This window comes from Halorubellus salinus (assembly GCF_020567525.1).
GTDB classification, from domain to species: Archaea; Halobacteriota; Halobacteria; order Halobacteriales; family Natrialbaceae; genus Halorubellus; species Halorubellus salinus.
Genome location: NZ_JAJCVI010000001.1, coordinates 637,161 through 661,246 on the forward strand (window position 1 = coordinate 637,161; position 24,086 = coordinate 661,246).

Genomic DNA, 24,086 nt, shown 5'->3' on the forward strand with positions numbered 1-24,086 from the left:
TTAGCAGTATCTTCCACGAGCCAGCAGCTTGCTTACCGAAGGGCGACCGAACCCGACACCTTCGGACCAGTCGAGAACGTCCACGAACGGGGCCCGCTGAAAGCCTGGACGTGGGCGTGAGGCACCCCAGTATTACGATTTCTACAGGTCGTATTAACGGAACGTAATTGAGGGCGGTTCCGGAATCAACGGGCGATGACGTGGTCGTCGCCGAGTCGCGTGCGCCACGGGACGCCACCGAGCGTCCGCAAGTACTACGTCTACAAGGCGACGAAGGCGGTCGAGTTCTACCGCCCCATCATGTACCTGTTCCTGATTGCGCAGGACCTGTCGTTCACGCAGATCGCCATCCTCGAGGCGACGTACAACGTGACGACGGTCGTCGGCGAGGTACCGACGGGGTACGTCGGCGACCGCGTCGGTCGACGGAACAGCCTCCTCGTCGGCACGGTCGTCATCGCGGGGACGCTCGTCGGCATCGGCCTCGCGGAATCGTTCCCGGCGTTCGTGGTCCTGTACGCGGTCTGGTCGATGGGGTACAACTTCCGGTCGGGTAGCGAGGACGCGTGGCTGTACGACACGGTCACCGACGACGTCGACGAGGGCGCGTTCGCGACGGTCCGCGGCCGCGGCGAGTCCGTGTCGCTCGCCGTCGGCGCGGCCGCCGCAGTCGTCGGCGGCTACCTCGGGAGCGTCGACCTCTCGTACCCGTGGTTCGTCGCGGCCGCGGTCACCACCGTCGGGGCGGTCGTCCTCCTCACGATGGACGACCCCGAGACGTACGAGAACGCCGACACGGACGCGCTCGGACTGGGACGCATCCTCGACATCGTCCGCAAGACGCTCGCCCGGCGGAACGTCCGCGCGCTCGTCGTCTACTACTACGTGCTGTACGCCGCGGTGACGTACCTCGTGTTCGTGTTCCTCCAGCCGGTGTTCGAGACGGTCGTCGTCGACCTCGGCGTCGCCGCCGCACGCGTCGAATCGCTCCTCGGGTGGTTCTACGCGGCGTACAGTCTCGTCGGCGCGGCCTTGAGTTACTACACCGGCGCGATACGCGACGTCGTCGGGATGCGCACGTGGTTCCTCGCCCTCCCGTTCGTCGTCGGCACCGCACTCGTCGGGATGGCGGTCGTGCCCGTACTCGCGCTCCCGACGTTCCTCGTCGCACGCGGTCTCGCAGACGTCACGCGGTCGTTCGCCGGCCAGTACGTCAACGACCGCGTCGACACGGTCGGTCGCGCCACCGTCCTGTCCGCGATGGCGATGGTGAGCGGCCTCACCGTCGTCCCGTTCCAGCTCGGGACTGGCGTCGTCTCGGACGTCGTCTCGCCACTCGTCGCGCTCGCCGTCGCCGGTGGCGTCCTCGTCGTCGGCTCGGCGCTCGTGCTCGCGTGGGAGGTCCCCATCGCGGAGTGACCGCGGAAGCGAGCGAGCGCGCGGTGAGCGAAGAGTCGCTACCAGGGTGAGGTTTGACGGTGATGACGTGGTCGCACGCACCGCACTCGGCGACCAGCAGCGGGTCGTCTCCGACCCCGTCTTCGAAATGAGGTGTCTGCACGACGGAGGTCGTCGACGGGGGAAACGCGCGAGCAGTGCCGGACCGGATGGGAGGCTAATCAGGTCCACTGGACGGCCGATACGTGCCGGACCCGCAAGACATACCCGCGTACCCGGCGAACGAGGAGGTGCGTGCCTCAGTCCCCGCCCCAGTAGACCCGGCAATCGGGTGCGATGACGGTGCGGAGAACCCGGGCATGCAACATTCCAGCACGAGAGTGCTCGTTGGCCGCGTACGGCCCGCCCGGCACGAGGGTTTCCCGGCAGACTCGGCACGCCGCCAGGGATGACGTCGGTCGTTAGTGTTCCGGGCGAACATCTCTCCCGCCGAGAGCCGTCCGTCGCGAACTCGTACGCGCGTGGAACGACGACGGGCGCGTTCCGGCCGGGGCGACGAGCGCCACAGGCGTCCCGACCGACGCCGTCTCAAGGTCGACGCGTACTCGCCCGAGCATCGGACTCCCCGAAGAGTGGTCCACTCGGAGCGCTGGTTCACTTGTCCGTATAGCCGTCGGCTTTCTTGTACCGCCCCACCGTAGTCGACGGTGATGCTCTACGACGCCGTCGCGGACCTGGACGTCCGCATCGAGGACTACGATCTGGAGTGGTTCGAGCGCGAGACGTCGAGCGGGTTCACGCGCGCGTCCACCGTCGTCGCGCTGCACGGCGACGGCGAGACGGGGCGTGGCGAGGACGTCACGTACGAGACAGAGGCCCAGGACGCGTTCCACGACGCCGGCACGAACCTCGCGCTCGCCGGCGAGTACACGCTCGATTCGTTCTCCTCGTACATCGCGGACGGTGACCTGTTCTTCGGCGAGGAACCCGGCCAGCCGATCTTCCGGAACTACCGCCAGTGGGCGTTCGAGAGCGCGGCGCTTGACCTCGCGTTGAAGCAGGCGGAGACGGACCTCGCCACCCAGCTCGACCGCGAGTACGACCCCGTGCGGTTCGTCGTCAGCACGCGCCTGGAGGACCCGCCGACCGGCGAGCGCGTCCTCGACTGGCTCGACCGCAACCCCGAGTTGGAGTTCAAGCTCGACCCGACGTCGGACTGGACCGACGACGTCGTCGAGACGCTCGCGGCGACGGACGCCGTGCGGACGCTCGACCTCAAAGGACAGTATCACGGAACGGACGTCGACCAGCCCGCCGACCCCGAGCTCTACGAGCGCGTCGTCGAGGGGTTCCCGGACGCGCTCGTCGAGGACCCCGAGGTGACCGACGAGACCCGACCCCTCCTGGAGGCGAACGTCGAGCGCGTGACGTGGGACTACCCGATACGGAGCGTCGAAACCGTCGAGGGCCTGCCCTGGGAGCCCGAGTGGTTGAACGTGAAGCCGTCGCGGTTCGGGAGCGTCGAGGCGCTGTTCGACACGCTCGACTACTGTCGCGAGCACGACGTCGAGATGTACGGCGGCGGGCAGTTCGAGCTCGACGTCGGCCGCGAGCACCTCCACGCCATCGCGTCGCTGTTCTACCCGGACGCGCCGAACGACGTCGCCCCGAAGGCGTACAACGACCCCGAGCCGAGCGAGGACCTCCCGACGAGCCCGCTCGCACCGCCCAGCGACCCGCGGGGCCTCGACTGGCGGTAACACCGAAGGTCGCTGCGACGGCGGACATCCCTCGCGTGGCGTCGCGACCGCTGGCAGCTCTCGGGCGGCGTCGCGACCACGACCCGACTGGCGGTCGGTGCGTCGGACGAAGACGTTTGGTCCGGGGCGTCGTCGACGTCGACATGAGCAACGGCGGTGACCGCGTCGACTCGCTGCCGGCGCGTCGTCGGGCGACCGTGGACTACATGCGCGTCGCGAGCGGCCGAAGCAACGTCCACGGCCTCGTCGAGGCGGACGTGACGGCGGCACGTCGACGCATCCGACGGTACGAGACGGAGACGGGGACGCGACTGTCGTTCACGGCGTTCGTCGTGCACTGCCTGGCGGCCGCGGTCGACGAGCACCCGCACGTGAACGCGTACCGGGACTGGCGCGGTCGCGTGCACACCTTCGACGACGTGGACGTGAACGTCCTGATCGAGAAGCCGACCGACGCCGGTCGCGTCGGCGTGCCTCACGTCGTCCGCGCGGCGAACGCGCGGTCGCTGCGCGCGGTCCACGACGAGGTCCAGGACGCGAAGGCGTCGACCGGCGACGCGTCGCTCTCGGGGCTCGAACGCCTCGGGCTCTCGCTCCCCGGGTTCGTTCGACGACTGCCGTGGCGACTCCCCCGGCTGTTCCCCCGCCGGTGGAAGGCGCTCGCCGGCACCGTCGCCGTCACGTCGGTGGGGATGATGGGCGAGCGAGGCGGATGGGCGGTCGCGCCCTCGAACTATACCGTCCAGGTCACGGTCGGTGGCATCGCCGAGAAACCCCGGTACGTCGACGGCGAACTCGAACCGCGCGAGCTGCTCTCGCTCACCGTGACCGTCGACCACGACGTCGTCGACGGCGCCGACGCCGCCCGGTTCGCCGACCGCTTCGTCGAACTCGTCGAGGACGCACGCGGGCTCCCCGCGGCGACCGAGTGACTCGAACGCGCGTAGCGGCCCGCGACCGGTTCGAGCGCAATCGGTTTCCCGTCCGCGGGTGTACCGCCCGGTGATGCAGGCCGACGAGATGCACTCACAGGCACGGGCGGCGGTCAGACGCCAGGGTTACCTGCCGTTGCCGCACAGTCGCGTCGGCGTGAAGCTCGCGCGGGCGTTGACGCGGCCGGTGATGTGGGTCCGGAACCGGAATCCACCGCCGGTCGGCGCGACCGTCGACCTCGCCATCCCGGGCCCAGCAGGTGACGTCGACGCACGCCTCTACCGGCCTGCTGCGAGCGAGCGCTCGCCGACGGTCGTGTTCTTCCACGGCGGCGGGTTCGTGTTCGGGAGCATCGAGACCCACGACCGGCTCTGTCGCCACCTCGTCCGCGAGAGCGACTGCGCGGTGCTCTCGGTCGACTACCGGCTCGCGCCCGAGCACCCGTTCCCGGCCGCCGTGGAGGACGCGTACGCGGCCGTCGAGTGGGTCGCGGCGAACCCCGACGCGGTCGGTGGCACCGGCGACGTCGCGGTCGCGGGCGACTCCGCGGGCGGGAACCTCGCGGCGGTGACCGCGCTCATGGCCGCCGAACGCGACGGCCCCGGCCTCGCGTATCAGGCGCTCGTCTATCCGGGCGTCGGCTTCGACGAGGACGACCCGTCGGTCCGCGAGCACGCCGGTGTCGTGCTCTCCGACGCGGACCTCGCGTTCTTCGGCGACGCCTACTACGGGAGCGAGATCCACCGGCGGAACCCGTACGCGGACCCGACGAACGCCGCGGACGTCTCCGGCGTCGCGCCCGCGACGGTCCTCACCGCCGGGTTCGACCCGCTCCGCGACGGCGGCCGCGCGTACGCCGAGCAGCTCGTCCGCGACGGCGTCGACACGCGCTACGTGAACTACCCGGACGTGCCCCACGGGTTCCTGACGATGCCCGGGGTCGACCGCGCTCGGGAAGCCATCGTGGACATCGCGGACGACCTCGCGAACGCACTCGGCGCGCACTGACCGCGGCAGGGCGTCGACGGCGAGCGAACGTTTCTTGACGGTCGCGCGCGAGATTCGCGTCGATGGAATCGAGGTCGTTCGCTCGCAGCGACCGTGGCGCTCGTGGGGACGTAACGGAGGACGGACGCGGACGTGAACGCGGACGTGAAAACGGGGCACGGGGATGACGGACGACGACACGTCGGGAACCGACGAGGAGCAGGTGCCCACTGGCGTCGACGGGGAGCCCGTGGAACCCGGCGAGCACGCGCTGCCACCCGAGGACCTCGTGTATCCGACGTTCGCGTTCGACGACGGCGCGGTCGACGCCGACGGCGGGTTCGACCTCTCCCAGGACGTCGACCGGGAGACGCTGTCGGCGTGGCTCTCGGACCTCGCGGGCGCGATGGCGAGCCACGACGTCGCCGTCGAGTCCCCGGACGGCCACGTCCGGTTCGGCGTCGGCGCGGAAGACGTCGCGATGTCGTTCGACCCCGACGACGACCACCGCGGCGAACTCGAGGTGACGGTGACGCTGAACGCGAAGGCGATGTTCGTCGCCGACGACCCCGAGAAGCCTGCGGTCGGCGCACGCGGCGGCCGCGGGTTCGTTCCCATCGAGGCACTGACGACCGACCGCGAGGAGTTCCGGTGCTACAACTGGATCGACGACCCCGAGAATCCCGGGAGCGACTGAGTCGAACGACGGCAGCGCCGATCAGAGCCCGGCGACGTCCTCGATGGCGTCGGTGAGCTTCTCGATGGAGTCCCGGTCGTGTTCGCCCATGTGACCGATGCGGAACGTCTGCTCGCCGAGCTGGCTGCCGTACCCGTTCGAGAACACGTAGTCGTACTCGTCGCTGACCTGCTCGATGGTCGCCGCGACGTCGATGCCCTGCGTGTTCTCGATGCAGGAGACCGTCTGGGACTCGTACCCCGCTTCGGGGAACATGTCGAAGTGGTCGTGCGCCCACTCCCGGGTGTACTCCGCCATCTCCAGGTGGCGGTCGCTCCGCGACTGGTGGCCCTCATCGAGCATGTACTTCATCTGCTTGCGGTACGCGAGCATCACGGGGATGGCGGGCGTCGAGTGCGTCTGGCCCTTGCGCTCGTAGTAGTCGATGGTGCGCTGGAAGCCACCGTACCACGACGCCGAGTCCTTCCCGACCTCGCGCTCGTACGCCTCGTCGCTGACGACGCACACCGCGAGCCCGGGCGGCATCGCGAACGCCTTCTGCGTGGACGCGAAGATGACGTCGATGTCGTGCGCGTCGATGTCGACGTGGTCGCCACCGAGCGCGCTGACGGCGTCGACGACGAAGTACGTGTCCGGGTACTCCGCGACGACGTCACCGATCTCCTCGATGGGGTTCCTGACGCCCGTCGAGGACTCGTTCATCACGGCCGCGACGACGTCGTAGTGCTTGTCGCTCTCCTCGAGTTCCGCGCGGATGTCCTCTGGCTTAATCGCCTCGCCCCACTCGTACTCGAGGCGGTCGACGTCCTTCCCGAGACGCTCGGCGACGTTCGCGTGCCGCTCGCTGAAGCTCCCGCACGTCGGCACGAGGATGTTCTCGTCGACGAGGTTCAGCGTCGACGCTTCCCAGAACTCGGTGCCCGACGCCGTGAGGACGACGACCTCGTTGTCCGTGCCGAGGAACTCCTTGGTGTCCTCGACGATGGTCGTGTACAGGTCCGTCATCCGGTCCATGCGATGCCCGAACATCGGCTGTGCCATCTCCGCGACGACGTCCTCGCGGACCTCGGTCGGTCCGGGGATGTACAGCGTCTTCTCGGGATAATCGTCGGTGTATTCGCGTTTCTCCATGTAGAATCTACCCGATACCCGGACCTGCGACGCCGGGTTCCAAGGTAGTTGTGATACCGGCCCTTGTGACGAGCGCGTCGCCCCCGCGCGTCGAACTCGCTTACTCGTCGACGATCGTGATGACGTTCCCGTTCGTCGTCACGTGGAGGTCGCGGCCGAGCTTGTAGCCCTGGTTCCCGGCGAGCTCGACGTACCCGGAGAAGCCCTTCATGTCCTGATGGGCGGGAATGACGTGTTCGGGCTGGAGCGCCTGCAGCATCTCGTAGTGGCCCTCTCGCGACAGGTGCCCGGAGACGTGGACGTCGTCGTAGATGCGCGCGCCCTGCATCGAGAGGAGGTTCTCGGACTGGTAGCGCTGGCCTTCGTTCGTCGGTTCCGGGATGACCGTCGCGCTGAAGATGACCTTGTCGCCGTCGTCCAGTTCGTACGGCGTCTCCGCGCGACCCATCCGCGTCAGCATCGCGCGCGGCTCGCCCTGGTGGCCCGTGACGACCGGGAGGAAGTTCTCCTTCCCCTCGTTCATGATGCGCTGGAACGTCCGCTCGATGCCCTGGCGTCGCCCGTACATCTCGACGTCAGGGAAGTCGACGCCGTCCATCCGCTTCGCGGTGCCGGAGTACTTCTCCATCGACCGCCCGAGCAGTATCGGTTCCCGGCCGATGTCTCGCGCGAACTCGACGAGGCTCTTGACGCGAGCGATGTGGCTCGAGAACGTCGTCGCGACGATGCCGCCGTCGTAGTCCTCGAGGCTGTACATGACGTCCTTCAGTCGGTCGCGCGCCACGCTCTCGCTCGGCGTGCGCCCCTTCTTGTTCGCGTTCGTGCAGTCCTCGATGTAACACAGCACGCCCTTCTCCTCGCGACCGATCTCGCGGAAGCGGTCCATGTCGATGGGGTCGCCGATGACTGGCGTGTGGTCCATGCGCTTGTCGAGCCCGTAGACGACCGCGCCCTCTGGCGTGTGGAGCACGGGATTGATGGCGTCGATGATGGAGTGCGTGACGTTCACGAACTCGAGCTCGAGTTCGCCGGAGTCGCCGATGGGCATCGTCTCGCCGGCTTCCATCTTCACGAGGTCGTTCTCGGTGTTGAACTTGTTCTCGTCCTGTATCTCGTCCTTGACGAGTTCGAGCGTGAACGGCGCGGCGACGATCGGTGCGTCGTAGCGATGCGCGAGCTTGCTGATGGCGCCGATGTGGTCGAGGTGGCCGTGCGTCGGCACGATCGCCTTGACGTCCCCCTGGAGGTCGCTCATCACGCGGTCGTCCGGGATGGCGCCCATGTCGATGAGGTCGAGACTGTGCATCTGTTCGGTGCGGACGTCGTCGTGGATGAGGACCTTCGACAGGTTCAGGCCCATGTCGAAGACGACGATGTCGTCTCCGGCGCGGACCGCCGTCATCTGCCGCCCGACTTCCTCGTAGCCGCCGATTGTCGCGATTTCGATTTCCATAGATGTGGGTCCGAACAACGCAATCCCAGAACCCGTCTCAGAGTACGCCTACGTGGAGGAGAGCAGGACGAACGAGGACGGCGCCGACGACCGGGTTCGAACCGGGGTCGGCGGCGTCCTCGACCCGTCCTTCTCGGGGACGACGCGTGGTACGGTTACGTGGACGTTTCTCGGCCCGACGTAAGTACTGTCCGGAAGTCCTCGGGCGTCGGCAGTCGGGGTGGAGTCGAGACGAGGAGCGACGGGCCCCTCGCCGACCGACGTCGGCGTGGGTCGAGCACGAACGCCGGCGGTCGGCCGCCGGATGGATATCCGTTACCGACCGGTAACAGACGACTGAAACGCAGAGAACGGGTCATAACCAAGTCAGAGCGCGGGAATCGAGCGGTAGCCAACCCACCTGGGCTGGTGTACTCATGAACACGAACAGACGAACCGTCCTGAAGACGATCGGTGTATCGACGATAGCTGCCGGCGGACTCTCGGGCGTGAGCGGTGCTCGTCCGGGGAAGCCCAACGCTCGCTTCGACCTGCTCTTCGACGACGCGGCCGACGCCGCCGACAACACGACGACGACCCCCGGCTGGGTGGTCGACCGACGGGCTCCAGAGGGCTGGAGTCAGGCGATGTTCGACGGCGACTATCGCCTCGAGATCGACGTCGACGAAACGGCGGAGACCTCGGGTTTCTACGCATACCAGGGGAAGAAGTACCAGGACGCCGACGGCGCGTACTGGAACGCTGGCCGTGGGTCCCGGCTCTCCTATCGGTTCTACGTGGACCCGGACTGGGAGGAGAGTGGCCTGGCCCGGCAGACAGGCGTCTGGCCGGTGCTCGGGACCAGCGCCGGGAGCATCAGCGCGTACCCGATCCTCGATTACCAGAGCAGCGCAGCGAACGACGAGACCGGCGAAGCCGGGTTCCGCGCGTACGTCTACGAATCCGACGACGACGGGGACTTCGTGTCTGCTAAGTGGAGGAACCTGGGCGTGCCCCGCCAGCTCAAGTTCGACCCCGCGGAGGGCGGCTGGGTGGAGGTGTCGGTGCAGCTCCAGCGGACGAGCGGCGGTGCGGCGCTGAAGTGGCGCGTGAACAACAAGCTCGTCGCGGACGAACGCGGGTACAACGTGTTCGCGCCGAGCACGCAGTTCCTCGAGTTCATCGTCAACTCCCCGAACTTCGGGGACGACGCCACGTACTACTACGACGACTTCACGCTCACCGAACCCGGGACTGCAGGGAACGACTGAGTGTCGTCGAGGTCAGCGCCCGGTCGGTGAGTCGCCGTCGCCCCCGTCACCGGCCCGTTCGGTCGCTTCGTCGGTCGCTTCGTCGGTCGCTTCGTCGGTCGACGTGGAGTCGCGGTCGGCGTCGTCATCGGGTGCCGCATCGTCGTCGACTGCGCTCTCCTCGTCGAGCGTGGACTCGTCGTTCCGGTCGTCGTCCGCGTCGAGTTCTGGGGCTGCGTCGGGTTCGCGTTCCCGTCGAACGACGAGGACGGGGCCGACGGATTCGGCGGCGACGCGGTGGGCTTCGTCGCCGAAGACGAGCGATTGGAGCGACGGTGCGCGTTCGCCCATGACGATGGCGTCGTGCCCGGGGATGGCGTCGACGAGCGCCTCGAGGGGACGCTGGCTGGTCGCCGTCTCGACGGTCACCGCGGGGCCGCGTGCGTCGAGGTCGGCGGCGACGTCCTCGAGGGCGCTGCGGACGGCGTCGGCGTTCGCCTCGGACGCGGCGGCGAAGAGCGTGACGTCGATGTCGCGGTCACCGATGAGGTCGGTGAGGAACGCGACGATCCGGTCGACGTCGACGTCGCCGGTGAGCGGGACGAGGATGCTGTCGACGGCGCCGGTGGCACCAGTGATGGCGTACGCGTTCGCGTCGACGTCGTCGGCGACGCGGTCGATGCTCTGTTTGCGGTCGTGCGTGAACACGAGACGGTGGTCGGCGTCGCCGCCGGCCTGCCGGAACTCCTCGGCGATGTCCTCGAGCGCGCTGGTGGCGCGGTCCTCGTACTGGGCGCGCGCCTGGTCGGGCGGCGTCTGCTCGGGGAGGACCTGGTAGCCGAGGACGGTGACGTCCATCGTCGACAGGAGGTTCATGAGGCCGAGGGAGACCGCTTCGGATTCGAGGACGGCGACGGGGACGAGGACGCGAGTCACGAGCTGACACCTCTGAGGGAGACGTCGCGAGCGTAGTACGCCCACCACCCGACCGTGGCGAGCATCAGTGCGGCGCCGACGACCTGCGACGTCCGTTGCATGAACCCGACGAGCGCGAAACTCGAGAGCGCGCCGAGCACGGGAACGAACGGGTAACCTGGGGTGCGGAAGTCCGGGTCGTACCAGTCGGGGTCCTCGCGGCGCAGGACGACGAGTGCGACGCAGATGAGGCCGTACTGGACGAGGTGGAGGAACGAGGCGACCTCGGCGAGCACCTGCACCTGGCCGGTCGCGACGAGGACGAGGATAGGGCCGCCGGCGAGGCCGAGCGCGACGTGGGGCGTGCCCCAGCGGAGGTTCACGCGGCTCGCGCGCTTCGGGAGGAGCGCGTCCTTCGAGACGGCGTAGATGGCGCGCGACGTGGAGAGGACGCTCGCGTTCGCGCTCGACATCGTCGCGAGCAGACCGCCGAGGACGATGGCGAGCGCGCCGGGCGCGCCCAGCAGCTCGCGGCCGACGTCGACCATCGCGGTCTCGCCGATGCGACCGAGCTCCCCGCTGCCGACGGCGCTCGTCGCGACGAAGATGGTGGCGACGTAGAGGACGCCGACGACGACGACGGAGCCGACCATCGCGAGCGGGAGGTTCCGCGCCGGTTGCTTCATCTCGCCGGCGACGGTCGCGACCTGCGCGAACCCGAGGTAGCTCGTGAACACGAGCGCCGCGGTCGTGAAGATGGGGACGGTGCCGAACGGCGCGAACTGCTCGGGCGCGCTCTCCGCGCCGAAGACGCCGACGGCGTCGAGGCCGCCGTACGCGAGGAACGCGACGAGTATCGAGAGGAGGAGTGCGACGATGCCGTTCTGGAGTTTCGCGGCGTTCTCCGTGCCGGTGACGTTCAGGACGGTGACGGCGGCACCGAACAGGAGCGCGATGGGGACGACGAGGCCTTCGCCGACGGTGACGCCGAGTTGCGCGAGCGTGTCGACGGCGTAGTACCCGAACCCGACGAGGTAGAACGCGGTCGCGAACACGAGCCCGAACCACAGCGAGATGCCGACGACCGCGCCCGGGAGCGTCCCGAGGGCGCGCGAGATGAAGTAGTACCCGCCGCCGCTCTTTGGCATCGCGGTCGCGAGCTCGCTCGTCGGGAGTGCGACGAGGAGCGCGATGACGGCGCCGAGCCCGAACGAGAGCGCGGCCGCCGGGCCGGCTTCGCCCGCGGCGATCCCGGGGAACACGAAGATGCCGGCGCCGATCATCGTCCCGATACCGATGGCGAGGCCGCCGGACAGCCCGATGGTGCGTTCGAGCTCGGAGTCGTCCGTGACGTCGGCCTCGGGCGTCTCGACGGTCGGTTCCGTGTCCGGTGCGGTCCCCTCGACGTTCTCCCCGCTGGGTGGCTCGGGAGCGGGCGCTTCGGCCGCGTCCGGGACGTCGCCGTCGGCCGGGTTGGAGACGTCCGAACCGGAGGATGAGTGAGTGGGCACGTTCCCCGCGTCGACCGGACAGCACTAATGTATTCGGGCGCTTCGCGGCAGCCGGGAACGGGAAGCGGCCACGCTCCCATCGGTCGCGGCAGCGCTACGGTTCTTGCGAGCCGAGAACCGCCCCGACGAGATATCATCGTTCGACGCGTAGCAATCCCTACGAGACGATACACGATTATGCCCTCAATCGAATCCCCAGATTCGTTCCCCAAGTCAAGCAGTACGAACGACCACGAGCACGCGGCACCCTCCCAGCACGGCGCGTGCACCGTGCCGGTATCCCGGCGGCGCGTCCTCGCGGGTGCGAGCGCAGTCGCCGCGGCGAGCGTCGCCGGCTGCCTCGGTGGCAACGGCGGCACGACGCCCGCTGCGATCGCGATATCGGACGCGGCGGCGTGCGACGAATGCGGGATGGTCATCTCCAAGCACCCCGGGCCGAACGGCGAGATATACTGGGAGGACGTCGCGCCGGAGGGGCGCGACGCGCCGTTCTGGTTCGACTCCCTCAAGCAGTGCTTCTTCCCGCATTACTTCGAGGGCCGGGACGCCGGCCGGTCGCTCGACGCGGCGTACGTCACCGACTACTCCGCGGTCGAGTACTCCGTGAACACGCAGGAGGGCGCCACGTACATCACCTCTCACACCGACGCGGACTCGCTGGCTGACGCCACCACCCTCAGCTACGTCGTCGAGAGCGACGTCCAGGGGGCGATGGGGCCGGACTTCGTGCCGTTCAGCGACGACGCGGACGCGGAGTCGTTCGCGACCGAGTACGGCGGGAGCGTCGTCGGGTTCGACGAGATATCGCCGACGCTCGTCGGGAAGTGAGATGGCTGCACGCGGCGCGCTCGCGGTCCTCGTCGGCGTCCTCCTCGTGTCGAGCAGCGTCTTCGTGACGGACGTCGGTCCGACCGGTGACGTCGACCCGGTGCCGTTCGACGACACCATCGTCCTCACGGACCTCACGGACGCCGAGCGTCGGATCGCCGAGGAGCGCGAGCTCGCGGTCCCGAGAGCGGAGGTGTTCTACTCGCGATACCGGTACGTCGTCGGGCACGTCGGGTTGTCGTCGCTCGTCGCCACCCTCGGCGACGACGCGCACGCTCGCCAGTTCGGCGAGCCGCTGGATATCCTCGTCTCGAACTACGCGACGGCGACGCTCGCGGTGACGGACGAGGGCTACCTCGCGACGACCGACGGGTACGCGAGCTGGGTCGCGGTCGAGAACGCGGTGTTCGTCGTGAACTCGAGTGCGCGTCGGCCCGGCGGCCCGGTCGTCGTCCCGTTCTCGGAGCGCGACGCGGCGCGAGCGTTCGCGAGCGAGTACGGCGGCGACGTCGTCGACTGGCCGGGGTTGCAGGTTCGAGAGCGCGACCGCGGTGACCGACCGCTCGCCGTCGAGCCGGGGCTCGCGCTCGCGGCTGACCGCCACGCCTGGGCGGACGAGGCGACCGCCGACGCGCGGCGACTGACCGAGCGACCGGTGTCGGTGGTGGTCGGCGAGGACGCACCAACGCTCGCCGCCGCGATAGCTGCCGCGCCACCGAACACGACCGTCCGCGTGCCCGCCGGCAACTACAGCGACGTGAACGTCACCGTCCGGAAACCCGTCACGATAGCGGGCGCCGGGGCGAACGCGACGACGCTCGTCGGAACCGGGAACGGGAGCGTGCTCCGCGTCCTCGACGCCCGGGTCGCGGTGACGGACCTCGCCATCGAGGGCGTCGGCGAGGGGAAGGGCGTTCCGAACGTCTCCGTCGACACGGACGCCTGGGACGCGCTCGTGATGCGGTCGTACGCACACGCCGCCTCCGGCATCGAGTTCGAGAACGCGAACGGGTCGTACGTCGCGGACGTCCACGTCACCACGCCGTCGAACGGCGTCACCGTCCGGTACAGCGACGGCGTGGTCGTCGAGCGCGTGCACGTCGACGGCCGGTCGCCGTGGCTGGAGGGCTTCATGAGCACGCTCGCCGCGCACTCCCGGGTCGTGATCCAGGAGTCGACGTTCGACGGCGGGCGCGACGGCGTCTACATGCACGTCGCGGACGGGACGGTCGTCCGCGGGAACGACTTCCGGAACCTCCGGTTCGGCGTGCACGAGATGTACACGTCGGAGACGCTCGTCGCGAACAACGTCGTGACGGACGCGGACACGGGGATCGTCGTGATGACGCGCCCGGAACGGAACGTCGTGCTCGGGAACGCGGTGCGCGACAGCGGCATCGGGGTGGACGTCGCCGGCCGGTCGTCGTTCGTCCTCCGGAACGTCGCCGTGGAGAACGACATCGGGGTGACCGTCGGCTCGTACCGGTCGTTGTACGCCGAGAACACCGTGTACGGGAACGGTATCGGTATCAGCGGGTCGACGCTCGTCCCGACGAACGCGGTCGCGCGGAACGACGTCGTGCGCAACGACGCGTACGCCGAGGCGTCGCTCGGCCCGGTCCGCGTGTGGTCCAGCGACGGGCGCGGGAACTACTGGGCGGGCGCGCCGGGGACCGACCGGGACGGCGACGGCGTCCTCGAGCGACCGTTCCAGCCGACCGGCGCTGTCGACCGGCACGCGGAGGCCGTCCCGAGCGTCCACGTGCTCGCGCGCTCGCCAGCGATGTCGCTCCTGCGAGCGTCGGCCGCGGAGATGCCCGGACTCCGCTCCGAGGGCGTGCTCGACGTCGCACCGCTCGCGGCACCGGTCCGCCCGGGCGTCCTGGAGCGCGTCGCGGCGGCGCCGGACGCCGACCCGCGGTCGTGGCTGAACGCGACCGCGGACGACGCCACTCGCTCGAACGCGACGGCGAACGACGCCACTCGCTCGAACGCGACCCTCGGCCGGGTCGCAGTCGACGATACCGTTACCAGGCCACTCGTCGAAACCCCGATGGAGGTACATCGAACGTGAGCGACGCCGACCCCGAGGTCGCGGCCGACGACGCAGCTGCAGCGGACGTCGAAACCGAGTCGCACGAAGACACCGAGAGCGCTCCGGTTGGCGAGCCCGACGCAGCGTCGCGGGTGGTCGCACGCACGGACGGACTGGGCGTGCGGTTCGACGACGTCCAGGTCCTCTCCGGCGTCGACCTCGCGGTGAAGGGCGGTGCGGTGACCGCGGTCGTGGGCGCGAACGGCTCGGGGAAGTCGACGCTCCTGCGCGCACTCGCAGGGCTCCTCGAACCATCGGCGGGAACGGTCCGGGTCGTTGCGGAGGACGTGCGCCCCGTCGGCTTCTGCCCGCAGGACCCGCGGTTCCGCCCGCACTTCACCGTCGACGAGACGCTGTCGTTCTACGCGAGCCTCCTCGACGCGCCCGTCGACGTCGACGAGACCCTGGAACTCGTCGGGCTCGACGCGGTCGCTGACCGACGCGTCGACGCGCTCTCCGGGGGCATGATCCGACTGCTCGGCATCGCGCAGGCCGTCCTCGGCGACCCCGGCCTGCTCGTGCTCGACGAACCCGCGTCCGGACTCGACCCGTCGCTGCGAGCGCACATCTTCGCGACGCTCCGGGACGTCGCCGCGACCGGGCCCGCGGTCGTCGTCGCCACCCACCATCTCTCGGGCGCCGCGAACGCCGACCGCGTCCTCGTCCTCGACGACGGCGACGTCGTCGCCGACGGCACGCCGGACGCCATCGTGGACGATGCCGGCGTGGACTCGCTCGACGCGGCGTTCACCGCCATCGTCGGCGACGAACTCGCGGTGCGCGCCGGGACGGAGGTGGAAGAATGACGACCGACCGCGACCGGTTGTTCGCCGTCGCCGACCGCGAGCTCGTCACGATGCTCCGGACGCCCCAGTACGTCCTCGTCGCGGTCGGGTTCGTCGTCGTCGTGCTCGGGCTCGCGGTCGCGAGCGGTCTGACGGGGTACGTCCCGCTCGCGGTCGACCTGCTCGCGCCCGTCGAGGTCCTCGTGCCGTTGCTCGCGGTCGCGTTCGGGTATCGGTCGCTCGGCGCCGGCACGGAGACCACGGAACGCCCGGTGCTGCGGACGTACCCGATGCCGCGGTGGGCGTACGTCGGCGGCGTCTACGTCGGTCGTGCGGTCGTCGTCTGTTCGCTCGTGTTCGCGACGCTGCTCGTCGCCGGCGTCCTCGTCCCGTTCCTGGGGCCGGAGGGGTCGTCGGTCGTCGCGACCCACGGCGGCGAGGGGTCCTTCGGCGCGTACCTCCGGTTCGTCGTGCTCGCCACCGCGTACGCGGCCGTGGTCCTCGCCGCGGTCCTCGCCGTCTCCGCGGTGACGTCCACGGCGCGCACGGCCGTCGCGGCCGCCGTCGCGCTGTTCGTCCTGGTCACCGTCGGCGTCGACCTCGCGTTCGTCGGCGCGCTCGCCTCGGGCGTCTTCGGCCCGGAGAGCCTCCGGTACCTGCAGGCACTCGGCCCGAACGGCGCGTTCCGCGGGCTCGTGCTGACGCTCGTCGTCCGCACGGTCGACGCCGCGGCGATCCCGTCGAGCGTCGTGGTGGCGAGCGCGATCGGACTGGCCGTGTGGCTCACCGGCGCGCTCGCGCTCGCGACGGCGTTCGTCTGGCCGACGCCGCAGGAACGCGGCTGGGAGCGCGTCGACGCGACCGCGACCCCGGGCGAAGACGTCGAGTCGAGCGAGGAGTGAGGCGGACGGCGGTGGACGGAGAGCGCACCGGGGCGCGAACCTGTTCGTGACGATTCGGGCCGAAAGTTCGTCTCGAGACGTCAGTACGCGAGCCGGCCGCGGAGGGCCTGACTGAGTCCGAGCGCGAGGACGGCGAGGACCGCGGCGGCGACCGCGACGCCGGCGACGGATATCGGGATGATACCGGGTTCGAAGGGGTTGCGGCCGACGAGCGCCTGGAATTGCCCGACGAGCGGGTCGCCGGCGAGACCGATGAGGAAGAACCCGTGGACGACGGCGACGGCGGCACCGCCGGTGACGAGACTGACGTGCGTGGCGACGTCCTCGATGGCGAGGAGGTCGTGGACCTCGCGCTCGGAGAGGACGTCGTCGGCTGCGAGCCGTCGGTACGCGACGTAACAGCACCCGAGGACGCCGACGAGTTCGATGGCGCTGGCGTACGCGCCGAGGAAGAGGAACTTCGGTTCGGCGGCGAGGACGTCGCCGCCGAGAAGCGTGCGCGTCGGCTCGGGCTGGGAGAGCGCGAGCGGGAGGACGAGCGCGAGCGCGCCGAGGATGAGTCCCTGGAGGGCGAGCGTCCGCGGGAGAGATAGCTTGAAGAGACTGTACCGCTGGAGCTTGATTCGCTCGTAGTGCGAGTCGCCGAGGAGGGCGGCCGCGTGGCGGTCCTCGACGGAATCGTTCCCGTCCATGTCGTTGCCAATCGTAGCCCTAGCTTACCATATGAGTCTTGTGGTACCAGCGTCCGGTTACTGGTTCACGACGATTGCTATCGCGACGACGACGTCGGCCCCAGCGCATATCGAATAAGGCCGTATTATCTGTTATCAAGGACTAATACAGCACTTCGGCTCGGTGAACTACCGGCTCTCGTCCTCGGAAAGGCTCGCTCTCTCGTCTGAGACGAACGAACCACCGCGTTTCTTTTATAAATGACACGGCCGCCGCTCGCAGTCAGTCGGTACCCGACGAAACGATTAGGGCCGCCTCGCGCGTCACAGGAGCCATGTTCACTCGTCTCCACCAGTCGAAACGCGTCGAGCGGTACCTCTGGTCGCGTCACGAGCATCCCGGGAGCGTCTGGTCGCTCCTCCTCGCGTACCCGCTGTTCGTGCTCGCGGTGTACCGACGGGACCGTCGACTCCTCGCGGCCGTGCTCGCGTTCGTCGGCGCGCAACCGCTCCTGTTCGACGCGCCCGACGACGACGCGGCGTGGGCGACCCGGGTCGTCCGCGGCGAACGCGACTGGCTGGACGCGGGCCTCGCGGACTCCCCGGGCGACCTGGCGCTGCTCGCCGTCGGAGCGCCACTGAACCTGCTCGTGCTCCGCGCCGCGGTACGACGCCAGCCGCTGCGCACGGCCGTCGGCGTCGCGTGCAGCGTCGCGCTCTCGCTCGCGTTCTTCGAGCGGATGGCGAACCGGTACGGACGGACGACCGACCGCTGACCGCCCAGGAACCGAATGCCGACCGCCTGACTGCCCAGACACCGAATGCCGACCACCTGACAGCCCAGGCACCGAATGCCGACCGCCTGGCCGCTAGCCGCCGCGCTATCGAGGACGACGTCGCGGGTTCGATACCGTTGGCAATAGCGCGGAGTGGAAGTGTAATCTGGACAGCGAGTCGGGCTCTCCGACGAGAACGAGGGTCGGGGCGCTGGCGGTCGGGGCGCGAGCGCGGTCAGGCGACGGTGGTGCTCTCGCCGCGACCGAGCAGGTACCCGCCGAAGGCGACGAGCCAGAGCATCGCGGGGTAGACGATCATGCGCTCGGCGCCGCCGTGGTTGATGGCGCCGAAGACCGCCGGGTTCCCGGCGTCACCGACGATCATGATGCCGAGGAACGCGATGCCGACGATGCCCGCGAGGACGGACGCGTACCGCATCGCTCCGCGGACCTGCGTGCCGACGCCGATGGCCTGCACGTTGAAGAACAGGAACGCGAAGAGCGCCCCGAGGCTGTGGAGGTCACCGGCGTCGAGCGGCACGGCACCGGCGACGACGGCGCCGAGACCGGCGAGCGCGAAGACGCCGAAGAGCCAGCGCTTCCCGTGCACCCGGTAGTAGTAGTAGCCGCCGGCGACGTTCAGGAGGCCGACGAGGACGAGCGAGGCGTTGAACAGCCACGCGCTCTCGGGGAACACGCCGAGGTCGCTGATGGCGCTGGCACCGAAGTCGTACCCGGGGACCATCGCGGCGGCGAGCATGATGACCGTCATGAACTGCGCGGAGAGGACCGCGAGGATGACCCCGGCACGCCGCTGCGCTCGTACAGTCCCGGTCGTCGATTCCGCGGGCAACGTTTCGCTGAAGGTGGTTTCAGTCATGATGGCTCACGACTAGAGAGACGCGCCCCCTCGGTATCGCTCCAGACGGTGGGTCTCAGCCGGCGAGAACGAAGTCGATTGCCAGCAGCTCGCACGCGATGCCCAGCAGTCCCCACGGGTCGCTCCGAGCGATTACTGCGCGCTGTCGGCACTGCTCCGTCGAACGACGTCGGTCGTCGCCGCGAGCACGGCCGCTCGCGGTAACGTGGACATTCACGACGTCGCGGAGCGGTCGACCGACCGACGCCTGTAGTCCCCTCCGTCGACGGACGAGCACGGAGCGTCGCGAGCGGCCCGTACGACCCTAGAATCGCGTAACGGCCAAATAACGATTCCCGCGCCGTGCAAGACCCTATCATGGCAATAGAACTAGTCGTACTACAGACCGGTCTCGAACAGACGATAGACGACACCATCGGTGGCATCATCGAGTTCGCGCCACGGCTCGCCGGCGCACTGCTCATCCTCATCGCCGGGTGGTTCGTCGGCCGGATCGCGTTCCGCGTCGTCGCGCAACTCGCGGACCGCATCGAGATGGATCGTGCGGTCCTGAAGACGCCCCTCGGACGGATGCTCGGTGGCACCGAAGACGCCGTCTCAAGCGCGTTCGGCCGGGTGACGGCGTGGTTCGTGTACGCGATCGCGATCCTCGCGGCCTCGGACGTGCTCGCCGTCGAGTTGCTCTCCGAGTGGGTCGCCACCGCGGTCTCGTACCTGCCGTCGTTCGTCGCGGGCGCACTCATCATCGTCGTCGGGTTCGTCCTCGCGGACTTCCTCGCCGACGCCATGGGGCGCACTGAGACCGTCACCGAGAGCCGCTACACTGGCTGGTTCGCCGACGGCACCCGCCTGTTCCTGTACTTCGTCGCCATCGTCATCGGCCTGGACACGATGGGCGTCGCGGTCGACATCCTGTTCACGTTCGCCGAATCCATCTCGCTCGGTATCGCGGTCGGCGTCGCACTCGCGCTCGGCATCGCGTTCGGCTGGGGCGGGAAGGACTACGTCGCCGAGAACATCGACGGCTGGGTCGGGAGTTCCGAGCCGGCGATGCCCGCGGGCCACACCGACGGCGGCAGCGACGCGGGCGCCGACCAGGACTGACCGCGTTCGCCCCGCCTGACCGGTTCGGTTCGGCCGACACCGACCGCTCCATCATCGGCAAGTGCGAGAGAACGACTCGCAAGCCACCGGTAGCTTCGTGTGTGCGAGGGCCGCGAGTGTGGACGTGACCGACGAGTGGACGCGAGCCGATGCGGAGGTTGCTGACGAAGCCGTGCGTGCGATGGTCGACGAGCTGCGGCCCGCGTGGACGGTCGAGGGCGTCGAGCGCGCCGACGAGGGCACTGACTTCGTCGCGGTCCTCGACGTCGCGACGGCCGCGAGCACTCGCCGCGTCGTCCTGAAGGCGACGACGAACGACTGGGTGGACGCCGAGGTCGCCCGCGCGGAGCCGCGACTGCTCGACCTGGTCGGCCGCGAGACGACCATCCCGGTCCCGGACGTCTACGGGTACTGCGACGTGCACGACGCGCTCCCGACGCCGTTCTACCTGATGGAGTACGTCCCCGGGGAGGCACTGGAAGGCCGCGCGGACGTCCTGAGCGAGGACGCGTTCGCTCGCGTCGTCCGGGACGCCGGCGAGAACCTCGCGGCACTCCACGACCTCGGGACGCTCCCCGCCGCCGGCACCGTCGGCGTCCACGGCGGCGACCTCGCCGTCCTCGATACCGACGACAACCCGCGCTACGAGAACGGTCTCGAGAAGACGCACGAGGGCTGCCTGGAGGCGATCGATACGCTCGACGACGGCGGCTACTTCCCGGGCGTGACCGAGGACCGCGAGCGGTTCGCGGACCTGATACCGACCCTCCGCGAGCACGTCGACCGCACGGTCCCGACGCTCGCACCCGCCGACGACCCGCGGTACTGCCACTGGGACTACCGCTACGGGAACCTGCTCGTCGACCCGGACACGGGGGCGACGAACGCGGTCCTGGACTGGGCGAACCTCTCGGCCGCGGAGCCCGCGAGCAACCTCGCGTCCGTGGAGTTCCACCTGCTCGACGCCGACGACCCCGACGACGCCACGCTCGCCGCGCGCCGGCGGACGTTCCGGGACGCGTACGCGTCGGCTCGCGACGCCGACTGGGCGTTCACCGACGCCGTCCGCGAGCGCATGGCGTTCTACGAGTTCGGGAACCGCGTCGGCGCCATGGCGTGCTTCGGACTCTGGCACGAGGACGCCACGCCCAGCGAGCGCGAGGCCATCGAGGCCGACCACCGCTCGTTCGTCCGCGACCGCTGCGGCGACGCGTGAACTGACGCCGACGGTCGTGGTACCACGTCCCTCGCAAGCCTTAATGTGGTGCCGGGATTGTGTCTGGTCGCAATGGCAGAAGGCGAAGTTGACTTCTTCAACGACACTGGCGGCTACGGTTTCATTTCGACTGACGACGCGGACGACGACGTGTTCTTCCACATGGAAGACGTTGGCGGTCCGGACCTCGAAGAGGGGCAGCAGGTCGAGTTCAGCATCGAGCAGGCGGACAAGGGTCCGCGCGCGACGAACCTGACGCGTCTGTAACTACGGTCTTCGACCCGCCTTCGAGGCGACGAAGATACGACTTCTGACGGGGCGACTCGTCACGAACCCACCACCCGAGAGCGCGAGCGCCGCCCGGCCGCCGGGACCGGTGCGTCGCGACGAGCGACCGCGCCGTCGCCCCAGCGGGCCGTGAGACGCTGGTCGTGCGCGATGAGACCGCGGCACCCGGTACGGAGATGGTCCCTGGCGGCGAACTGATAGTATGAACGAACGGACGAGCGATGGGTTCGCGGTCGAACGACGGTCACCGGAGGAGACGTTCGCGCTCCTCGGCGACGACACCCGCATCGGTATCCTGCGAGCGCTCGGGGAGACGCCGGAGGACGCGCGGTCGTTCAGCGACCTCCGCGAGCGCGTCGGCACCGAGGACTCGGGGCGGTTCAACTACCACCTCCGGAAGCTCGTCGGGTCGTTCGTCCGGAAGACCGACGACGGCTACGAGCTGACGTACGCGGGCCGGCAGATCGTCGGCGCGATGTACGCCGGGACGTACACCGCGAACGCGTCCGTGGACGCCATCGCGGTCCCCGGCGAGTGCCCGGTGTGCGACGGCGCGCTCGAGGCGGCGTACGCCGAGGAGACCGCGACGCTGTCCTGTAGCGAGTGCGAGGAGTGGTTCAACGAGTTCTCGTTCCCGCCGGGGAGCCTCGACCAGTTCGACGCGGACGAACTCCCGATGGCGTTCGACCGGTGGATGAGTCACGTCGTCGACGGCGTCCTCGACGGGTTCTGTCACATCTGTGCGGGACGGACGACCGGGCGCCTCGTCCTCGACGACGACGACCGGCCGTTCGCGACGTACCCCGCGCACGTCGAGTTCACGTGCGGTCGCTGCGGCGGCGCGGTGCGGACCGCGCCGGTCACGCCGGTGTTCATGCATCCGGCGACGCGCGGGTTCCTCTTCGACCACGGGTTCGACGTGAGCGAACTGCCGTCGTGGGTGGTGTGGTCGGCACTCGACCTCCCGGCGGTCGAGGTGGTGTCGCGGGAGCCGGTGCGCGTCGAGGTGACGGTCGCGGCGGGCGACGAACGACTGGTCGCGACCGTCGACGCGGACGCGTCCGTCGACGACGTCCACCGGACCTCGGGGTAGCCGGCACCCGGCAGCGAGTACTATTCTGCGGGGAGGAACGCGGCGAGGACGACGAGTGCGGGGCCGACGACGAACCCCGCCCAGGTGCCGACGCCGAGGAGTGCGACCGCGAGGAGCGTTCCGCGTCGCGCTCGCGAGGGCTGCTGGTCGTCGATGGCGCGCCCGAGCAGGTACCAGCCGAGGAGGGCGGGTATCGCGACGAACGCGAGCGTGACGAGGACGCCGGTCGTGAGGCCGGCGACGCTCGCCGCGACGGCGGTCTGGACGGCGACGCCGGCGACGCCACCGCCGTAGAGCGCCGACGCGACCGCGAGCACGACCGAGCGCGTCGTTCGCGTGCCGGCGTCCCCGCCGGTGCCGCGAGCGCCGTCCTTGCTCCCGCCGTCGGTCCACCACGCGAACGCCACGAGGGTCGCGAGCGCGCCGAGGAGGATCGAGCCGTACACGAACCACGCGGGCTGGCCCTCCCACTCGTGGATGCGCGGCCGGTCCAGCGGGACGGTGACGTACTCCTCGACGCCGAAGGACTCCTCGTAGCCGACGACGACGCCGACCGCGCCCGCGCCACGGTCCGGGTCGTACGCGGCGACGTAGTACGTTCCGGCGGTGTCGACGGTCGCGTTCAGTTCCGCGGTCCGGTAGAGCGCCGCGGGCGTGAACGGCTCGTACTCGGCGTCACCGATCGGGGTCGGCTCCACGACGCGCGCACCGTACCCTTCGGGGACCTCGACGTGAGACGGTACGCCGTCGGTCCCGTTCAGTGCGGGACTCAGAACGACGAACCCCGGTTCGAACCCGGTGTCCCGTGGCGTGAACGTACTCACCTGGAGTCGGTCGCCGGCGTCGAGGTACGTCCGGTAGTACGCGCTCTCGTTCGCGTCGACCCGGTCGTAGAACGACCACGACTTCGCCGGGTCGTCGACGTACGTCGCGTTCCCCGGGTCGTCGTTGTCCGTCGAGAACGCCGGGACGTGCCCGAGCGCGGGCGCGGCCACGGCGGCGAGCGCCACGACGACGAGGACGGCGGCGAGCGCGGAGCGTCGATGCACGTCTCTCCGAACGCGCGCCAGCGGTTCGTACCTTGCGCTTGCAGCCGTCGGCGTCCCCCTCGCGAGGGCTGGCGTGTCACGGGTTGACGGGCACGTCGAGGGCGTCGGCGACCGTGCGGAACGTGGCCGCGACGTCCTCGTATCGGTTCGGGGAGTCGAACGGGAACCGTTCGGGGCGAGAGGGCCCGAGCGCGTCGAGTGCGCTGGCGAGGAGGCCGTCGCCGGTCGTCCACGCGAGTCGGACGACGCGTTCGTCGGCGTCGAGGTCGACGCGCGCCAGTCGCCCGAGGTCGAAGCACGCGTCGGCGTCGCTCGCGACGACGAGCGCGTGCGTCGGGTCGAACGTCGTGCCGCTGCCGGTCGAGTCGTTCCGATGCATGAGCGC

23 protein-coding genes are annotated in these 24,086 nt (G+C 69.5%); 15 read left to right on the forward strand and 8 right to left on the reverse strand.

Annotated elements, in window-relative coordinates; translation table 11 throughout:
• Positions 1-195: 195 nt before the first annotated feature.
• From LI336_RS03190 to LI336_RS03210, 5 genes are all read left to right on the forward strand, one after another.
• A complete protein-coding gene (locus tag LI336_RS03190) occupies positions 196-1,419 on the forward strand; it encodes an MFS transporter (RefSeq protein ID WP_227131176.1) in 1,224 nt (407 codons plus the stop codon).
• Positions 1,420-2,108: 689 nt separating this feature from the next.
• A complete protein-coding gene (locus LI336_RS03195; protein ID WP_227131177.1) occupies positions 2,109-3,158 on the forward strand; it encodes a hypothetical protein in 1,050 nt (349 codons plus the stop codon).
• 143 nt (positions 3,159-3,301) lie between these two features.
• A complete protein-coding gene (locus LI336_RS03200; protein WP_227131178.1) occupies positions 3,302-4,090 on the forward strand; it encodes a 2-oxo acid dehydrogenase subunit E2 in 789 nt (262 codons plus the stop codon).
• Positions 4,091-4,163: 73 nt separating this feature from the next.
• Positions 4,164-5,099: a LipP1 family hormone-sensitive lipase gene (gene lipP1 / locus LI336_RS03205; RefSeq protein ID WP_227131179.1), complete on the forward strand. Its 936-nt coding sequence runs from the start codon at positions 4,164-4,166 to the stop codon at positions 5,097-5,099.
• Between the two features lie 163 nt (positions 5,100-5,262).
• Positions 5,263-5,775, forward strand: a complete 513-nt coding sequence (locus LI336_RS03210) for a hypothetical protein (protein WP_227131180.1) — start codon at positions 5,263-5,265, stop codon at positions 5,773-5,775.
• 21 nt (positions 5,776-5,796) lie between these two features.
• Here LI336_RS03210 and LI336_RS03215 read toward each other — a convergent pair whose 3' ends face one another.
• Together LI336_RS03215 and LI336_RS03220 are read right to left on the reverse strand one after the other, a co-directional pair.
• The gene (locus tag LI336_RS03215; protein WP_227131181.1) at positions 5,797-6,906 is read right to left on the reverse strand and encodes a pyridoxal-phosphate-dependent aminotransferase family protein; all 1,110 of its coding nucleotides are present in this window, start codon (positions 6,904-6,906) and stop codon (positions 5,797-5,799) included.
• A 100-nt stretch (positions 6,907-7,006) separates the two neighbouring features.
• Complete coding sequence (locus tag LI336_RS03220) at positions 7,007-8,359, reverse strand: ribonuclease J (RefSeq protein WP_227131182.1); 1,353 nt, start codon at positions 8,357-8,359, stop codon at positions 7,007-7,009.
• Positions 8,360-8,775: 416 nt separating this feature from the next.
• On the opposite strand from LI336_RS03220, the gene LI336_RS03225 reads away from it, so the two are divergent.
• A complete protein-coding gene (locus LI336_RS03225) occupies positions 8,776-9,609 on the forward strand; it encodes a hypothetical protein (RefSeq protein WP_227131183.1) in 834 nt (277 codons plus the stop codon).
• A 12-nt stretch (positions 9,610-9,621) separates the two neighbouring features.
• On the opposite strand, the gene LI336_RS03230 is transcribed toward LI336_RS03225, so the two are convergent.
• Both LI336_RS03230 and LI336_RS03235 read right to left on the reverse strand, forming a co-directional pair.
• Complete coding sequence (locus LI336_RS03230) at positions 9,622-10,524, reverse strand: universal stress protein (protein WP_227131184.1); 903 nt, start codon at positions 10,522-10,524, stop codon at positions 9,622-9,624.
• Complete coding sequence (locus LI336_RS03235; RefSeq protein ID WP_227131185.1) at positions 10,521-12,014, reverse strand: APC family permease; 1,494 nt, start codon at positions 12,012-12,014, stop codon at positions 10,521-10,523. The genes LI336_RS03230 and LI336_RS03235 overlap by 4 nt, the downstream gene beginning before the upstream one ends.
• 177 nt (positions 12,015-12,191) lie before the next feature.
• Here LI336_RS03235 and LI336_RS03240 point away from each other — a divergent pair, with 177 nt between their 5' ends.
• Genes LI336_RS03240 through LI336_RS03255 form a run of 4 tightly spaced genes read left to right on the forward strand, consistent with a single transcriptional unit; the run spans position 12,192 to position 16,624 of the window.
• Positions 12,192-12,842, forward strand: a complete 651-nt coding sequence (locus LI336_RS03240; protein ID WP_227131186.1) for a nitrous oxide reductase accessory protein NosL — start codon at positions 12,192-12,194, stop codon at positions 12,840-12,842.
• A gap of 1 nt (position 12,843) precedes the next feature.
• Positions 12,844-14,916 (forward strand): NosD domain-containing protein, encoded by a 2,073-nt coding sequence (locus LI336_RS03245; protein ID WP_227131187.1) that lies wholly within the window; start codon positions 12,844-12,846, stop codon positions 14,914-14,916.
• Positions 14,913-15,743, forward strand: a complete 831-nt coding sequence (locus LI336_RS03250; protein WP_227131188.1) for an ABC transporter ATP-binding protein — start codon at positions 14,913-14,915, stop codon at positions 15,741-15,743. The genes LI336_RS03245 and LI336_RS03250 overlap by 4 nt, the downstream gene beginning before the upstream one ends.
• Positions 15,740-16,624, forward strand: coding sequence for an ABC transporter permease subunit (locus tag LI336_RS03255; protein WP_227131189.1), 885 nt, complete (start codon positions 15,740-15,742; stop codon positions 16,622-16,624). The genes LI336_RS03250 and LI336_RS03255 overlap by 4 nt, the downstream gene beginning before the upstream one ends.
• A gap of 80 nt (positions 16,625-16,704) precedes the next feature.
• Here the strand turns inward: LI336_RS03255 and LI336_RS03260 are convergent, their stop codons facing one another.
• Positions 16,705-17,316 carry a hypothetical protein gene (locus LI336_RS03260; RefSeq protein ID WP_227131190.1) on the reverse strand — a complete coding sequence of 204 codons (612 nt, stop codon included), beginning with the start codon at positions 17,314-17,316 and terminating at the stop codon, positions 16,705-16,707.
• Positions 17,317-17,630: 314 nt separating this feature from the next.
• Between LI336_RS03260 and LI336_RS03265 the strand changes: the two genes are divergently transcribed.
• Positions 17,631-18,071, forward strand: coding sequence for a DUF6653 family protein (locus LI336_RS03265; RefSeq protein ID WP_227131191.1), 441 nt, complete (start codon positions 17,631-17,633; stop codon positions 18,069-18,071).
• A 235-nt stretch (positions 18,072-18,306) separates the two neighbouring features.
• On the opposite strand, the gene LI336_RS03270 is transcribed toward LI336_RS03265, so the two are convergent.
• Entirely contained in the window at positions 18,307-18,951 is a 645-nt protein-coding gene (locus LI336_RS03270) for a DUF998 domain-containing protein (protein ID WP_227131192.1), read from the reverse strand.
• A 357-nt stretch (positions 18,952-19,308) separates the two neighbouring features.
• Between LI336_RS03270 and LI336_RS03275 the strand changes: the two genes are divergently transcribed.
• The 4 genes from LI336_RS03275 (at position 19,309) to LI336_RS03290 (ending at position 22,652) form a co-directional block, all read left to right on the forward strand.
• Positions 19,309-20,055 carry a mechanosensitive ion channel family protein gene (locus LI336_RS03275; protein ID WP_227131193.1) on the forward strand — a complete coding sequence of 249 codons (747 nt, stop codon included), beginning with the start codon at positions 19,309-19,311 and terminating at the stop codon, positions 20,053-20,055.
• A gap of 124 nt (positions 20,056-20,179) precedes the next feature.
• Positions 20,180-21,271: a phosphotransferase family protein gene (locus LI336_RS03280; RefSeq protein ID WP_227131194.1), complete on the forward strand. Its 1,092-nt coding sequence runs from the start codon at positions 20,180-20,182 to the stop codon at positions 21,269-21,271.
• Between the two features lie 72 nt (positions 21,272-21,343).
• Positions 21,344-21,538 (forward strand): cold-shock protein, encoded by a 195-nt coding sequence (locus LI336_RS03285; RefSeq protein ID WP_227131195.1) that lies wholly within the window; start codon positions 21,344-21,346, stop codon positions 21,536-21,538.
• A 223-nt stretch (positions 21,539-21,761) separates the two neighbouring features.
• Positions 21,762-22,652 (forward strand): winged helix-turn-helix domain-containing protein, encoded by an 891-nt coding sequence (locus LI336_RS03290; RefSeq protein WP_227131196.1) that lies wholly within the window; start codon positions 21,762-21,764, stop codon positions 22,650-22,652.
• A gap of 20 nt (positions 22,653-22,672) precedes the next feature.
• Here the strand turns inward: LI336_RS03290 and LI336_RS03295 are convergent, their stop codons facing one another.
• Both LI336_RS03295 and LI336_RS03300 read right to left on the reverse strand, forming a co-directional pair.
• Entirely contained in the window at positions 22,673-23,701 is a 1,029-nt protein-coding gene (locus LI336_RS03295) for a hypothetical protein (protein ID WP_227131197.1), read from the reverse strand.
• A 76-nt stretch (positions 23,702-23,777) separates the two neighbouring features.
• Positions 23,778-24,080 carry a hypothetical protein gene (locus tag LI336_RS03300; protein WP_227131198.1) on the reverse strand — a complete coding sequence of 101 codons (303 nt, stop codon included), beginning with the start codon at positions 24,078-24,080 and terminating at the stop codon, positions 23,778-23,780.
• Between the last annotated feature and the right edge of the window lie 6 nt (positions 24,081-24,086).

What these genes read in the sequence shown, in the direction of transcription:
- LI336_RS03240 (WP_227131186.1), top strand. Translation starts at nt 12,192, where the DNA reads ATGCCCTCAATCGAATCCCCAGATTCGTTCCCCAAGTCAAGCAGTACG.
- LI336_RS03300 (WP_227131198.1), bottom strand. Translation starts at nt 24,080, where the DNA reads ATGCATCGGAACGACTCGACCGGCAGCGGCACGACGTTCGACCCGACG.
- LI336_RS03215 (WP_227131181.1), bottom strand. Translation starts at nt 6,906, where the DNA reads ATGGAGAAACGCGAATACACCGACGATTATCCCGAGAAGACGCTGTAC.
- LI336_RS03290 (WP_227131196.1), top strand. Translation starts at nt 21,762, where the DNA reads ATGAACGAACGGACGAGCGATGGGTTCGCGGTCGAACGACGGTCACCG.
- LI336_RS03200 (WP_227131178.1), top strand. Translation starts at nt 3,302, where the DNA reads ATGAGCAACGGCGGTGACCGCGTCGACTCGCTGCCGGCGCGTCGTCGG.
- LI336_RS03190 (WP_227131176.1), top strand. Translation starts at nt 196, where the DNA reads ATGACGTGGTCGTCGCCGAGTCGCGTGCGCCACGGGACGCCACCGAGC.
- lipP1 (WP_227131179.1), top strand. Translation starts at nt 4,164, where the DNA reads ATGCAGGCCGACGAGATGCACTCACAGGCACGGGCGGCGGTCAGACGC.
- LI336_RS03245 (WP_227131187.1), top strand. Translation starts at nt 12,844, where the DNA reads ATGGCTGCACGCGGCGCGCTCGCGGTCCTCGTCGGCGTCCTCCTCGTG.
- LI336_RS03265 (WP_227131191.1), top strand. Translation starts at nt 17,631, where the DNA reads ATGTTCACTCGTCTCCACCAGTCGAAACGCGTCGAGCGGTACCTCTGG.
- LI336_RS03275 (WP_227131193.1), top strand. Translation starts at nt 19,309, where the DNA reads ATGGCAATAGAACTAGTCGTACTACAGACCGGTCTCGAACAGACGATA.
- LI336_RS03255 (WP_227131189.1), top strand. Translation starts at nt 15,740, where the DNA reads ATGACGACCGACCGCGACCGGTTGTTCGCCGTCGCCGACCGCGAGCTC.
- LI336_RS03220 (WP_227131182.1), bottom strand. Translation starts at nt 8,359, where the DNA reads ATGGAAATCGAAATCGCGACAATCGGCGGCTACGAGGAAGTCGGGCGG.
- LI336_RS03195 (WP_227131177.1), top strand. Translation starts at nt 2,109, where the DNA reads ATGCTCTACGACGCCGTCGCGGACCTGGACGTCCGCATCGAGGACTAC.
- LI336_RS03260 (WP_227131190.1), bottom strand. Translation starts at nt 17,316, where the DNA reads ATGGACGGGAACGATTCCGTCGAGGACCGCCACGCGGCCGCCCTCCTC.
- LI336_RS03225 (WP_227131183.1), top strand. Translation starts at nt 8,776, where the DNA reads ATGAACACGAACAGACGAACCGTCCTGAAGACGATCGGTGTATCGACG.
- LI336_RS03270 (WP_227131192.1), bottom strand. Translation starts at nt 18,951, where the DNA reads ATGACTGAAACCACCTTCAGCGAAACGTTGCCCGCGGAATCGACGACC.
- LI336_RS03285 (WP_227131195.1), top strand. Translation starts at nt 21,344, where the DNA reads ATGGCAGAAGGCGAAGTTGACTTCTTCAACGACACTGGCGGCTACGGT.
- LI336_RS03210 (WP_227131180.1), top strand. Translation starts at nt 5,263, where the DNA reads ATGACGGACGACGACACGTCGGGAACCGACGAGGAGCAGGTGCCCACT.